Here is a 13,636-nt window from a genome sequence, read left to right on the forward strand (position 1 = left end):
TCGATGCGTTGAGTTGTTCTCCGGCAGCAACTTTGTACTCGACGAGCTCTGCATACTTTCCCTGAATTTCTCTGAGCTCTTTCGCGACCTTACTTCGGACGTCTGATATGCCTCACGCTACTTAGTCGAAATTACCTTCCATTGCATCTGGCAAGGGACCGCCGGTAGCCCAATCAAGCAACTCCACCGTATGAACAATCGGAATAGCCGTGCCGGCGCCGATTTGCGTTATGCACCCGAGATTGCCGCTCGCGATGATCTGTGGCTTCAGCTTTTCGATATTGGCTACCTTGCGCGACCTGAGCTGGCCGGCGATCTCGGGCTGCAGAACGTTGTACGTGCCTGCCGAGCCGCAGCAGATGTGGCCTTCTGGAACATCACTAACAACGAACCCCATTTGAGTCAGAAGGGATTTCGGTTGATCCACGATGCGCTGACCGTGCTGCATCGAGCAGGCCGAATGATATGCGACCAATTGCCCTGTAGCTCTAGTCGGGCCTTGAAGTCGAAGTGTATGAAGATATTCCGAGATATCTTGTGCAAGCTCGGACACGCGCGCAGCCTTGCTAGCATACGCCTTGTCCTCGCGAAGCATGAACCCATAATCTTTGACGGTCGTTCCGCAACCCGACGCTGTGACGATGATGGCATCGAGTCCATTCTCGTCTAGCTCGCGTGTCCAGACATCGACGTTGCGCCGAGCCGCATCCAGGGCTGAATCTTCATAACCCATATGGTGCACAAGCGCGCCGCAACACCCCTCACCACGCGGACTTGTCACCTCGATGCCGTGACGCCTCAACAACCGGATCGCAGCGTCGTTGATACCGGGAGCGATGACCTGCTGGGCGCAGCCTGTCAGGATCGCAACCCTGCCGCGCCGGTTTCCTTCGTTCAATTCCGGAGGAGCATGTTTACGCGGCCTCAAAGCCGGAGCGAGATCGATCATCGCGCCGAGTTGTGTCCCGCCGGGGAGCCGAACCAGCCATTTCTTTATCGGCCTGACAACCGATGCCGCGAACAGCGCAGGCCTGAGCCATTTCGGATTCGGCAACACCGCGGCCAGTGCGCTCCGCAGAACACGATCGATCAAGGGACGTTTGTAGGTCTCTGTAATGTGAGCCCGCGCATGATCCACCAGATGCATGTAGTGGACCCCTGAGGGGCATGTGGTCATGCACGAAAGACAGGAAAGGCAGCGATCGATATGCTTGACCACCTTCTCGCTTGCGGGCTTCTCATTCTCGAACATATCCTTGATGAGGTAAATTCTCCCGCGCGGACTGTCGAGTTCATCTCCCAGCAACAGATAGGTCGGGCATGTGGCGGTACAAAAACCACAATGAACGCAAGCACGGAGAATTTTCTCCGATTCACGCATGTGCGACTCGGCAAGCGCGACCAGCGAGAAGTTCGTTTGCATGGAATTCCTGTTTCTATCTCAGATGCCGGAATACATTCTTCCGAAATTGAGAATACGGTCGGGATCGAACGCGAGCTTGATCCTTCGGGTCAGCTCAGTAAGCGCCGGTGAAAGCGGCTCGAATACATCCACGGTGCTTCTCACCTGGGGCGATGCGCGCAGAAGCGTCGCGTGACCGCCGAGACCGCGCATCGCGTTCCGGACAACCGTCGAGCCCGCATCTTCCGATGCGTTGACAGCGAGCCAAACCAAACTGCCGCCCCAATCGTAGAAATGACGCGCATCCAGCACTCGTTTGATGTGGTCAATGACGCCGGGCGCCTTCGAAGGGGCCAGCGAAAGCCGCCATATGGCGCTCTCAGCAGGATCGACCAGCCACCGCGCATCCCGCACGTCCGACCAGACATCCGTGCCGACCGTCTCTTCCAGAAGATCTGCATCTCCATATGGCCGCCAAAGCTTGGCGATTTCCCCGCAACGATAGATCACGGACGATTCGAAGCCTTCGACGCGGACGATGGTCAGGGGTTCGGACACCACTTCCTTCGGCAGGTGCGCTGCTGCGGAAACGGAGAATGGAGATCCCATGGCCGCCGTCAATGCGGCAATCGCCGTCGCATCGTTCAATCCGCGCAGGACGAGCGAGGATGTCGATTCCGGTTTTGGCAAAACCTTGAAAATAACTTCACTGAAGACACCGAAGGTGCCCCACGCTCCGCAATTGAGCTTGACCAGATCGAGACCTGTCACGTTCTTCATAACCCGGCCGCCAGACTTCACGATGTCGCCGCGGCCATTGACCAGCCGTATGCCGATCAAACTGTCGCGGCAGGCTCCAGCCATGACCCGTCGCGGACCAGAAACATTTCCGGCCGCGATTCCGCCGATCGTCGGCTCGTGATCGCCACCCAGAAGCGCCCGATAATCCATCGGCTCGAACGGCAGCATTTGATTCCGGCTTGCCAGTGTCTCGTTGATCTCGGACAGCGCGGTTCCGGGAAGAGCTCCGATCACCAACTCTGTCGGCTCATAGATCGATACTCCTCGCATGCGCTGGGTTGTAACGGATGTCGCATATCCGTTCGGCCTGCCTATTTGCGATTTGCTGCCTGCTCCGCGGACGACGAGCGGTGCATTCCATGCGCCCGCCATTTTGATCGACTCGGAGAGACTCTTTTCGTCGTGCGGCTTCAAATCTCCTGACATGGGAAATTTCGTCCAGCGTTACGCTTGATTTCAGCAGTCAATAGGAAACACCTTGTCTCTGTTGAGTAACGATTTTGGATCAAACGCTTCACGCAAGCGCATCTGCTGGTCCAAATCGATCCTGTTGAATTGATATCTCATCAGATCGCGCTTCTCCAATCCGACACCGTGCTCTCCCGTGAGACAACCACCGACTTCAACACATAACTTGAGAATGTCGTTGCCTGCAGCTTCCGCTTTCGACTGCTCCGCCGGATCGTTGGCGTTATAGAGAATAAGAGGATGCATATTCCCATCGCCGGCGTGAAAGACGTTAGCTACACGCAATCCGTAGCGCTTCACGATCTCGGTGATCTGCGCCAACACGTAGGACAGCTTCCCCGTCGGCACGGTACCGTCCATGCACAAGTAGTCCGCAACGCGCCCGGTCGCGCCGAACGCCGACTTCCGCCCCTTCCATATGGCCGCTGTTTCAATCGCGGATCTGCTCTCCCGCACCGTCTGCACCCCGTTGGCTCGCGCGATCGATATGATCCGTTCAAGCGTCGCGTCCATTTCCGCCTTCGAGCCCTCCACTTCGATGATCAGAAGCGCTTCAGCGTCGAGCGGATACCCCGCCCTGGAAAAGGCTTCGCAGATTTCGATCGCGGCCTTGTCCATGTACTCAATCGCGACCGGAATGATTCCAGCCGCGATGATTTCCGCAACTGTGTTGCCAGCTCCATCGCATGAGGAAAATCCGAACAGAACGGGGCGCGCGGCTTCGGCAGATCTCAGTATCCGGACGGTAGCCTCGGTCACGACCCCAAGCTGACCTTCAGATCCAACCACGACACCAAGCAGGTCCAAACCGCCGCTATCGTGACTGTTTCCGCCAAGGTCGATGATCGTTCCGTCCATAAGCACCATTCTGACGCCGAGAAGATTGTTGGTCGTCACACCGTATTTCAGACAATGCGCACCGCCCGAGTTGTTGGCGATATTGCCCCCGATGGTGCAAGCAAGCTGTGACGACGGATCCGGCGCGTAGAAAAAGCCCCTGTCCGCGACCGCCGCGGTGATTTTTAGATTGGTGACGCCCGCTTCGACGCGTATGAAGCGATCATCATAGTTGATCTCCAGGACGCCGGTCATTCTTGAAAGCCCAAGAACAATGGAGTCCTCGGTCGGAATTGCCCCTCCTGCAAGCGAGGTGCCCGCGCCGCGTGGCACGACCTTCACATCGTGGTCATGGCAAAACTTGAGAACAGCACTGACTTCGTTCGTCGATGCCGGCAGCACAACGGCCAGCGGCATCTTGCGGTAGGCGGTGAACGCGTCGGTCTCGTACGCCCTGCACTCATCCCTGTCCGTGACAAGCCCATTGGACGAAACAAAGCGCGCCAGATGTTCCACGATGGCTTCACGGCGATCGAGTATGTCCTTGTTCGGCTCGGAAAACATGATCGCGTTCAAGAGCATCCCCTTCATCGGAACACGCGGCTGGGCACTTCAAGGTTCGAGAGAGAATCTTCCATCTCGTCCAACACGGATCTTGATGTCAGTGCACGCTCCAGCCTCTAGCCAGGAGCCAAGACACGCTCCGGGTGTCCGGACCATTTCCATGCGAGCGTCGGCCTGGAAATGCCAAGCATCATTCCATCGAGCGCACTCGGATGAAGCCAGATCTGTTCGGGCTCCCGGCCTTCCTGCTGCTCCTCCCGCGAATCCAGGGTGAGGCCGGCGCCGTCCGCCCGTGCTGCCCGCTCAATGCTGCCTACTTCATGGCTCTCAGCGTATGCCATATAGAATGACGCGCGCTCACGCTCGTAATATCGGCCCATCGTCTTGGACGCATCGGTGGGGGTGATGACTTCGAATCTATCGAGACGATCCGGAGAAAAGAGAGTGAGAACGCCGGTATATCCGAAGAGCTCCGACGTGATCGTAACAAAGCTCTCCTTGTTCAATCCGAAGACGCGCGAAATTTGGTTCACCGCGGCGGCTTGGTCCGCCGCGAGCAATGTGACTTCGTAGAAGAAATCCAGCTTTCCTGCCGGCTTCACGTCGCGTAGCGGCGAGATCACAAAGTGCACGGGGCTGCCTTCGATCTCGATGCGAATGAAATCCTGGTCACCCTCTGTGATGTGCTGGGCACCGGCATTGATCGCATTGCTGGCGAGGCCGGACATATCCAACGATGTCGCTCCGGCGCCGAAAACATGAGACCGCCCGCGCCGGACCAGTTCATGCTCCACAATCCCGGTGCCATCCGGCTCCAGAAGTTCGACTTCGCCTGTTCCTACGCGCAGCGTGGTCCGTCTGGCCCGAAGCGCCTTGATAAGGTCCGAGGAAATCTCCTCGGCGCCCAGTCTGCGGCGCCAGGTTTCCGCAACGCTCTTGGCGTCCCGCGTGGCAATCTGCACGCGATCGATCGTTGTCAACATCCCAAAAATCCCTTGTTGGCATTCTAAGGCAAGGCGCGATTGCTTCCGGTCGATCTACCGCATTCGTTATGTATCTCCGCGACGAACAGCCCGCGGCCGATGGCGTGATTGCCATCTCTTCGTTGTCACGCTTTCGCGCCAAACATGTTTTTCCAGGATTCCGTGCCCGGTTTTGCTTCCCACTTTTTCGTCTCGGACATGACGGCCAACCCCTCCTGCACAGCGGGACGAACCTTGATGGCGTCAAACCAGCGCTTGAGATTGGGATACGTGTCAAGCTCCTGTCCCTGCCATCGATAGGGCCGAATCCAGGGAAAGGTCGCAATATCCGCGATCGAGTAGTCGCCAGCGAGATATTCGCGGTCGGCCAGGCGACGATCGATCACACCATAAAGCCTGGCGGCCTCCTTCGTGTAACGCTCGACGGCATAAGGAATCTGCTCTGGCGCATAACGCCGGAAATGATGAGCTTGACCCAACATAGGTCCGGCGCCGCCCATCTGAAACATCAACCATTGAATGACTTCCATCCGTGCCCGCGCATCGGACGGCAGCAACTTGCCGGTCTTCTCAGCAAGATACAGAAGGATGGCCCCCGACTCGAAAACGGACAGCGGCTTCCCGTCCGGGCCATCATGATCGACAATGGCCGGGATCTTGTTGTTCGGACTGATCTTGAGAAACTCGGGGCCGAATTGATCACCCTTGGTGATGTCAATCGGCAGAACCCGATAATGCAGGCCGAGTTCGGCCAGCATTATCGTGATTTTGTATCCATTCGGCGTGGTCCAAAAGTAGAGGTCAATCATATACCAACGTCCTGCGAAACAGCCGAATGGATAATGTCGTTCGATTTAAGCCTTGGGCTTGTCGAACAGAATGCCTGGATTGAGCACCCAGTTTGGATCGATCTCGCGCTTGTTGGCTTGCATCATGCGGATGAAGCCCGGATCGATCTCCTTGTCATACCAGGGCCGGAAGCTGCGTCCGACGGCATGGTGATGCGTGATGGTGGCGCCGAGTTCGAGCAAGGCGTCGGAAGCCACCTTGTTCAGGGCCGCATAGTGCTCAATGTTCTTCTCGTGAGAAGACGGAGCCATGATCGAGTAGTACGGCGCCGGTCCATCCGGATAAAGGAACGAGAAGCGACGGCAGACAATGCCTCCACCGCAAATCTTCTTTTCCGCTTCAGCCACCCGCCGCATGACTTCCGTGTCGAGCGCCTCAAACTTGTCCCACGTATAGGCCGTTTCGAAGGTGAAGCTGACAATGCCCATGGCCGCGCGAACGTGCATGAGATAGGGCAGATAGCGGAACTGGTTGCGCCAGCTGCCCTGCGCGCCCGATCGGCTGGTTTCGAGAGCATCGCTGCCCGTTCCGGCCTTTTGCTTCACCGTACCGCCGAAATCCCTGCAGATTTCCAGCGAGCGATCCAGCCACGCATCGACCGGATGATCGGCCGATTCATAGCCGATCAGCAGCACCGATTCCGTGCCATCGCCAGCTCCATAGAAGAACGCGTCCTTCTCATCGAGATAGCGGCAGTTTGCGGGATAAAGACCGGCCTGGGTGATCTGCCGAACGGCCTTCGCACCCTCGTAGAAAGTCTTGAACGACACAGAGGCGTTGGCGCGGAACTTCACCCGGCCCTGTAGACGCATCCAGGCTTCGGTGATGATTCCAAGCGTACCTTCTGATCCGATGAAGGCGCGATCTGGGCTCGGACCGGCGCCCGAGGCCGGCAGCCGGCGGTTCGTGATCGTGCCGGTCGGCGTGACGACGCGCAGACTCTCCACCATGTCGTCGATATGAGTCAGATGCGTCGCATAGTGACCGGAAGAACGGGTCGCGATCCATCCACCGAGTGTTGAGAACTCCCAGGACTGCGGGATGTGGCGCAATGTGAAGCCGTGCGGCTTTAGCTGCTCCTCGAGCGAAGGACCGAACGTGCCACCCTGGATACGAGCAGCACGCGAGGTCGGGTCTACCTCCAGAACGCGATTGAGATTCTCGAGGTCGATCGTGACCACGCCCTTGTAGCTGCTGTCGTCCGGTGGATTGATGCCGCCCGTGACGCTTGATCCGCCGCCGAAAGGCACGGCCGCGTAGCCATTTTCACCGCACCAGTCGAGAACGGCCGCAATGTCTTTCTCGTCACGAGGATAGGCCACGACATCCGGCGGATTCGGATACTTGCGCTTGTAGATCATGGCCAGATCGCGGAAGCTCTTGCCATAAGTATGCGAGACGCGATCCCACTTTTCCGTCGTGCAGAAGCTCGCAAGGGACGCCGGTGGCTTGATCCGCGGAGCGCGCAACTCGATCTCGTCAAGAGTCGGATCCGGCAGAACTGTGAAATCGCTCATTCCGAGACGCTTGGCGACGCGTTCGTGCATCGACTTCACTTCAGACTCGGGAATGTCTTGGCCTTCGTAACCCCAACTCCAGAACTTCCTACGCTGCCCTTTTGGCATATTCAGGGGTGCATTCATTGCTTCGCTCCTTGTCCTCGCTTGTGTTGAACCAGAAAGTCAGTCCGACCCGATTCGTACGGCCCGATAATCGGGAGGGAAATCTTTGGTCGACTACTGGCCAATCCAGATTGGTAATACCAATTAATGCCCGGCGAGTTTACTTGTCAAGCGTATCTTCAATCGCCGATCGACAATTTCTTCGCTGCCGCAGGCCTTCTTGCGAGACCATGGCCCCATCAAGCGGGCGTGGCAGAGCAAACCCGCCGGCGTCCGCGCAACGAAGCTCTGGAATTTCAACTGGCGGGAGAAAGCCGCGAAGCCGCGATGACCTTCGCCGCTCAGCTATTCATTTGAGTAACGAACTTGGTGTTCAGATAAGCCTCCATGGCTTCCGTCCCGCCTTCGGAGCCGTAGCCGGAGTCCTTGATGCCACCGAACGGGGTTTCAGGCAGCGCAAGACCATGATGGTTAATCGACATCATTCCGCTTTCGACGCCCGTGCTGATGGCGCTAATGACGGAGGCCGATTTGGTATAAGCATAAGCAGCTAGGCCAAAAGGAAGACGATTCGCTTCCACGATGGCTTCATCGATCTCTGAGAAGACGCTGACAGGTGCAATTGGACCAAACGGCTCTTCATTCATGATGCGCGCGTTCAGCGGGACGTCCGTAAGCACGGTCGGCTCAAAGAAGAATCCCTCGTTTCCTATCCGCTTGCCACCGGCCCTGATGCGGCCGCCGCGCGATGTGGCGTCCGCGATCAGTGCCTCCATTGCCTCGATACGGCGATGATTGGCCAACGGACCCATCTGACTCGCGGCGTCGAGACCGTTGCCAATCACCAGATTCTCTGCAGCCGATGTGAAGTGGTCGACAAATTCCTCGTAGACACTCTTGTGCACGATAAAACGCGTAGGCGAGACGCAAACCTGACCCGCGTTCCTGAACTTCGCCGCCGACAACAATTTGGCGGACTGCGCAACGTCAGCGTCACCGAACACCAGCGCCGGCGCATGCCCTCCCAGTTCCATCGTCACGCGCTTCATATGGGATCCCGCCAGAGCAGCGAGTTGCTTGCCGACCTGGGTCGAGCCTGTGAAGGAAATCTTGCGAATGATGGGGTGAGCGATCAGATACGAAGACACCTCGGCTGGCACGCCGAAGACCAGGGTGAGCACGCCGGGCGGCAGACCGGCATCGGCATAGGCCCGAACCAGAGCGGCACAGCTGGCCGGCGTCTCCTCAGGTCCCTTGAGAATCACGGAGCAGCCGGCCGCGATCGCAGCCGAGATTTTGCGGACAGCCTGATTAATCGGGAAATTCCACGGCGTGAACGCCGCCACCGGACCGACCGGCTCCTTGATCACGACTTGCTGCACTGCTCCGGAACGTGAAGGAATGGCGCGGCCGTAGGATCGGCGAGCTTCCTCGGCAAACCAGTCGATGATGTCCGCACCCAGCAGCACCTCCAGCTTCGCTTCCGCCAGGGGCTTTCCCTGCTCGAGGGTGAGAATGCGAGCGATTTCCCCGGCCCGCTCCCGCAATTTTTCGGCAGCCGACCGCATCAGCTTGTAGCGGTCGAACGCGGACGTCTTGCGCCATATGCCGAAGCCGCGCGATGCGGACTCCAGCGCGCGGTCAAGGTCGTCGATGGAAGCGTGTGAAACGCGCCCAATCGCGAGCCCGGTTGCCGGATTCAGCACGGCGCCCGACTTGCCCTGCGATCCCTCGCACCAGGTCTCGTCGATGAACATTTTGATATCCGGATAGGCCTGTTCCTGATTCATGGCGATGTCCAACGGCGCGTGATGAGAATTGGGTCTGGAAGGACTAGACGGCTAGGCCGGCTGTTTCGGCATATTTCTTCAAGTCATGCTTCCGGATCTTGCCGTTTGGCGCGACCGGAAGTTGCGACATCACGATGATCTGCTGAGGCTTCTTGTATCGCGCAAGCTGTTCCTCGATAAGCGTGAACAGATCGTCCGTTTCTATGCAGCTTCCAGGAACAGGCTCAACAAAGGCGACGATCTCCTCGTTGCCTTCAATCGATCGCCCGACGACCGCAGAGTTGAGAACCATCGGATGCGTGTTAAGCACCGCCTCAATCTCCGGCGGATAAACATTGAACCCGGAACGGATGATCAATTCTTTCGATCGCCCCTGCATAATCATTTCGCCGCGCGCGTTGCGGCTGACGATGTCTCCGGTCTTCAAGTAGCCGTGCTCATCGATAGCATCTGCGGTCAGTTCCGGCTGACCGTAGTAGCCAAGCATCACATTCGGCCCTCGTACGAGAAGCTCGCCAGGCAAACCGTCTTCGACCTCGTTACCGTCCGCTCCGACAATCTTGATCTCGACTCCGGAAATGGGCGGGCCGATATTGATTTCGTCGCTTCCCTTTGCATATTGGGTTCGGCTGATCGTGGGTGACGTCTCTGTGAGACCGTAACCGTTGTGAAGAACGACCCCAAACACGCGTTCGACGTTTTGGCGCAATGAAAGGTCGAGCGGAGCCGTGCCGGTGTAAACATATCGAAGCGTGTTCGGTGTAAGTTTAAGGCCGGCTTGGTCAACGTGAGCGACGATGCGCGCCAGTAACGCGGGAACGGCGGTAAATATCGTGAGCGTCTTGCTTAAGATGGCTTCGATGGCCTGCGTGAGCGAGAATCTGGGCATGATTTTCAGATGCGCGCCTGCGAACAGCATGCCCTGCATGAGCGTCAGTCCATACGAATGGGAAATCGGCATCACGCATAGCGAGACGTCGTCCGGACGAATTGTATCGGTTCTTTTCCCCCGGCACGCGACAAACGCCAGACTACGATGACTGAGCATCACCCCCTTTGGGCGGCCGGTTGTGCCCGTCGTGTAGATAACAACGGCGACCTGTCGGGAGGGATCCTGGTGCGTCCGCTCCGCAACCGAGTTCGCATCGAGATCTCCGACTTTCACCTTCCCTATGCCGGTGAACGACTCGATGTCCGCATTCCGGCGACAAGCATGAGCATCAGCCTCGGATGAAACAGTATGGGTATAGAACACACGCCGTGGCCGGCAATCACGCTCTATCAAATTCAGCTCGTTCTGGCTGAGACGTGCATTGGTGATGACCGCCCAGGCGTCGAGCCGGCTTGACGCATAAAGCAAGACGATTGCAGCAATCGAATTTTCACACACGATCATGACCCGATCGCCTGGACGAACACCGAGCCGACTCATTTCAACGGCGACCAGTTCAACGACGTCTATCAAGCGGCGATAGGACCAATCGACACCGCGCTCGTCAGTAAACGCAACCCGAGAGGCGTCGCCCTTGGCGCCCTCATCGAGTATCCCGTGAATGCGGGCGGGCAAATTCGATATCAGATCCATGTTGTCAGCCTGTTTCTTGGCCGCTGCTAAGTCCGAGCCGCATCCGCATTGCGCCATCGGCACGTGGACACGGCTGCTGCTTAAGTCTGCAGCTCCATATTGGTACTACCAATTTGGTCTTCTCAATTGCGCGATGTCAAGCGGTATTTCTTGGACCGCGCCTGTTCGCCGGTCCGTCTTTTAGCGTCCGGGGGGCAGGAGTTCTGAGCGGCTATTCCGCCGCCTCCCGGACATAACGGTGGGTCGGCGTTCGCATCGTCACCAGTTCCTCGGCAGAGGTGGGATGCAGTGCCATCGTCGCATCAAAGTCGGCCTTGGTTGCTTTCATCTTAATCGCGATAGCGACAGCCTGAACGATCTCGGCAGCTTCCGGACCAACGATGTGGCAGCCGAGAACACGGTCGGATATTTGGTCGACGATCAATTTCATCAGAATGCGGCCTTGGCTGCCTGACAGCGTGGCCTTGATCGGCCTGAAATCGGTCTTGTAAACATCCACATGCGTGAACTGCGCCCTCGCTTCGGCTTCAGTCAGCCCGACTGTTGCGACCTGAGGCTGCGAGAACACCGCTGTTGATATCTCGGCATAGTCAACGCGCACAGGCCGCTTGCCAAACACAGTATCGGCGAAGGCATGTCCTTCGCGAATTGCGACCGGCGTCAGATTGACCCGGTGGGTGACGTCGCCCACCGCATAAATGTGCGGCACGCTGGTTTGCGAAAAACCGTCGACGGCGATGCCGCCGTTGTCCGGATTGAGCGCCACGCCCGCCTTTTCAAGCCCAAGGCCCTTGACGTTGGGATGACGGCCAATGGCAAACAGCACCTGGTCAGCAGCGATCGTTGTTTCCCCGGACAGATGCGCGGTAAAGCTCTCACCGTGCTTCTCGACCTTGGTCACCGTGCAGCCCGTGAGAACGCAAATGCCCGCCGCTTCGATCTCTCCGCGGACATGCGCGCGAACGTCCTCATCGAATCCCCGCAGGATGTTATCGCCGCGATAGACGAGCGTCACTTCGGTGCCGAGACCTGCGAAGATGCTGGCGCACTCCAGCGCGATATAGCCACCGCCCTGGATTACGATGCGCTTCGGAAATGCAGGCAAGTGAAAAATATCATCCGACGAGATGACATGCTCGATACCGGGAATCGCCGCGCCGTGATTGGGCGCGCTTCCGGTGGCGATCAGAATGTATTTCGCGCGCACCTTTTCGCCGGTCGACAGCCGAAGCGTGTGCGCATCCTCGAACACCGCACGTGCCTTAACGACACTGGCGCCGGCCTTCGCGGCATTGCCGGTATAGGCCGCTTCGAGCCGGGCAATTTCCCTGTCCTTGTTGGCGACCAGCGTCGGCCAGTCGAATGTCGCGTACGGAATGTTCCATCCGAAACCCGCGGCGTCTTTAATTTCCCCGTGGACGTGCGCAGCATAGGCAAACAGTTTTTTCGGCACGCAACCGCGAATCACGCAAGTGCCGCCCATGCGATACTCTTCGGCAAGCATGACCTTGGCGCCATGATTGGCTGCGATCCGCGCGGCGCGAACGCCGCCCGAACCGCCGCCGATAACAAACAAATCGACGACGTAGTCAGCCATGACGGTTTGGGGCTTGCTGGTTTGCCCGGTGGGATCCAAAGGCTTCAACATTTATCAACCTGATAGCAAGGAACTGTGCGCGAAGAGCATTTTTCGGGGTAAGGTGGCTTAGGTCCTACCAATTCGGTATACCAGTCTTACATGCTCGGTGAAGAGCAATCAAGCGACAGCCATGCGGGCCGCGATTTGGTTTGTGGATTCGGGGCGCCCGGTCCGGGCCCGGCGCGCAAAGCACCTGTCATGTCATCGCCACTCGAAATAAGGTGAATATCACTCAGATTCGTGACTATTGGAGAGGCCGGCATGAAAAGGCTTGACGTACCAGTCTCCTCACGAGCGCAGAAAGAGCAGACGCAGATGACCGAGCGAAACCGAACCGACAAGCCTGAGGCTCCCTCGAACGCCATTGGAAAAATCCTTTCGTTTATCCGTGAACGCCGCTATCAACCCTCCGAGCGCCTGCCGTCCGAACGAGACTTCGCGGAGAAATTCGAAACAAGCCGGGGCGCCGTCCGTGAGGCGCTGGCCGCTTTGGAAGTCATGCGCGTCATCGAGAGACGGCCCAACTCGGGCATCTATCTGCGAAACTCGGATGAAAGCAGCATCGAAGCTCTCGTCCTTCACGCCGAGTCCGGCCTTCCATTCCAAGCCAACGAGATCGCCGATGTCTTCGAGGTGCGGCGTATGCTCGAAGTACAGGCCGCTCGGCTGGCCTGCACCCGCAGGACGCCTGACAATATCCGCGATCTGCGCGCGATTTTAACCGCCACCGAGAAGCGTCTTGCGAAGAAGCAGACAATCGAGCTGGAAGACGAGGCATTTCACCTTGCGATCTTCGCTGCTACCAAGAATGATATCCTGCTTCGCGTTGTAAAATCATTCTACGAACTGTCCCGGCAGCGTCGCCGTGTTTATTTTTCCGATCACAGTCGCGGTCGCCGCTCCTATGAGGATCATTGCGAAATCCTTGAAGCCATCGAGGGACGGCGCGTCGGCCAAGCCGAACAGAAAATGAATGAGCACTTGTCTCAGACAATCGAAACCTGGCAGACGCTTCTGGGAGAGCCAAAGATACCCGTAAGACGATAAGCTTTCTCTGCAAGCTCGCGCCGCTCAAGCGGTACACGCTGGTTCCGGG

Annotated in this window: 10 protein-coding genes; 1 reads left to right on the plus strand and 9 read right to left on the minus strand. The window is 57.8% G+C overall.

What is annotated here, in order from left to right:
* Nucleotides 1-121 precede the first annotated feature (121 nt).
* The 9 genes from glcF to gor form a co-directional block, all read right to left on the minus strand.
* Complete coding sequence (gene glcF / locus AC1RM7_RS09315; RefSeq protein ID WP_002713027.1) at nt 122-1,423, minus strand: glycolate oxidase subunit GlcF; 1,302 nt, start codon at nt 1,421-1,423, stop codon at nt 122-124.
* 18 nt (nt 1,424-1,441) lie between these two features.
* Nucleotides 1,442-2,629, minus strand: a complete 1,188-nt coding sequence (locus AC1RM7_RS09320; protein WP_024921944.1) for an FAD-binding protein — start codon at nt 2,627-2,629, stop codon at nt 1,442-1,444.
* A gap of 30 nt (nt 2,630-2,659) precedes the next feature.
* Complete coding sequence (locus AC1RM7_RS09325; protein WP_492281028.1) at nt 2,660-4,090, minus strand: FAD-linked oxidase C-terminal domain-containing protein; 1,431 nt, start codon at nt 4,088-4,090, stop codon at nt 2,660-2,662.
* Nucleotides 4,091-4,188: 98 nt separating this feature from the next.
* Nucleotides 4,189-5,055 carry a VOC family protein gene (locus AC1RM7_RS09330; RefSeq protein ID WP_024920872.1) on the minus strand — a complete coding sequence of 289 codons (867 nt, stop codon included), beginning with the start codon at nt 5,053-5,055 and terminating at the stop codon, nt 4,189-4,191.
* 125 nt (nt 5,056-5,180) lie between these two features.
* Nucleotides 5,181-5,864, minus strand: coding sequence for a glutathione S-transferase N-terminal domain-containing protein (locus AC1RM7_RS09335; protein ID WP_024920873.1), 684 nt, complete (start codon nt 5,862-5,864; stop codon nt 5,181-5,183).
* Nucleotides 5,865-5,909: 45 nt separating this feature from the next.
* On the minus strand, nt 5,910-7,547 hold the full coding sequence (locus AC1RM7_RS09340; RefSeq protein ID WP_002713032.1) for an FAD-binding oxidoreductase: 1,638 nt from the start codon (nt 7,545-7,547) through the stop codon (nt 5,910-5,912).
* Nucleotides 7,548-7,867: 320 nt separating this feature from the next.
* Nucleotides 7,868-9,316: an NAD-dependent succinate-semialdehyde dehydrogenase gene (locus AC1RM7_RS09345; RefSeq protein WP_024920876.1), complete on the minus strand. Its 1,449-nt coding sequence runs from the start codon at nt 9,314-9,316 to the stop codon at nt 7,868-7,870.
* A gap of 43 nt (nt 9,317-9,359) precedes the next feature.
* Nucleotides 9,360-10,901 (minus strand): class I adenylate-forming enzyme family protein, encoded by a 1,542-nt coding sequence (locus AC1RM7_RS09350; protein WP_024920877.1) that lies wholly within the window; start codon nt 10,899-10,901, stop codon nt 9,360-9,362.
* A 211-nt stretch (nt 10,902-11,112) separates the two neighbouring features.
* Nucleotides 11,113-12,498 carry a glutathione-disulfide reductase gene (gene gor, locus AC1RM7_RS09355; RefSeq protein WP_024920878.1) on the minus strand — a complete coding sequence of 462 codons (1,386 nt, stop codon included), beginning with the start codon at nt 12,496-12,498 and terminating at the stop codon, nt 11,113-11,115.
* A gap of 357 nt (nt 12,499-12,855) precedes the next feature.
* Here gor and AC1RM7_RS09360 point away from each other — a divergent pair, with 357 nt between their 5' ends.
* Nucleotides 12,856-13,587: a FadR/GntR family transcriptional regulator gene (locus AC1RM7_RS09360; protein WP_024920879.1), complete on the plus strand. Its 732-nt coding sequence runs from the start codon at nt 12,856-12,858 to the stop codon at nt 13,585-13,587.
* Nucleotides 13,588-13,636: the final 49 nt, after the last annotated feature.

Source organism: Afipia sp. GW822-FHT03D08, assembly GCF_058801645.1.

Bases quoted from the DNA above. Each gene is read 5' to 3' on its own strand.
- glcF (WP_002713027.1), bottom strand. From the start codon at position 1,423: ATGCAAACGAACTTCTCGCTGGTCGCGCTTGCCGAGTCGCACATGCGT.
- AC1RM7_RS09320 (WP_024921944.1), bottom strand. From the start codon at position 2,629: ATGTCAGGAGATTTGAAGCCGCACGACGAAAAGAGTCTCTCCGAGTCG.
- AC1RM7_RS09345 (WP_024920876.1), bottom strand. From the start codon at position 9,316: ATGAATCAGGAACAGGCCTATCCGGATATCAAAATGTTCATCGACGAG.
- AC1RM7_RS09340 (WP_002713032.1), bottom strand. From the start codon at position 7,547: ATGAATGCACCCCTGAATATGCCAAAAGGGCAGCGTAGGAAGTTCTGG.
- AC1RM7_RS09325 (WP_492281028.1), bottom strand. From the start codon at position 4,090: ATGCTCTTGAACGCGATCATGTTTTCCGAGCCGAACAAGGACATACTC.
- gor (WP_024920878.1), bottom strand. From the start codon at position 12,498: ATGGCTGACTACGTCGTCGATTTGTTTGTTATCGGCGGCGGTTCGGGC.
- AC1RM7_RS09335 (WP_024920873.1), bottom strand. From the start codon at position 5,864: ATGATTGACCTCTACTTTTGGACCACGCCGAATGGATACAAAATCACG.
- AC1RM7_RS09350 (WP_024920877.1), bottom strand. From the start codon at position 10,901: ATGGATCTGATATCGAATTTGCCCGCCCGCATTCACGGGATACTCGAT.
- AC1RM7_RS09330 (WP_024920872.1), bottom strand. From the start codon at position 5,055: ATGTTGACAACGATCGATCGCGTGCAGATTGCCACGCGGGACGCCAAG.
- AC1RM7_RS09360 (WP_024920879.1), top strand. From the start codon at position 12,856: ATGACCGAGCGAAACCGAACCGACAAGCCTGAGGCTCCCTCGAACGCC.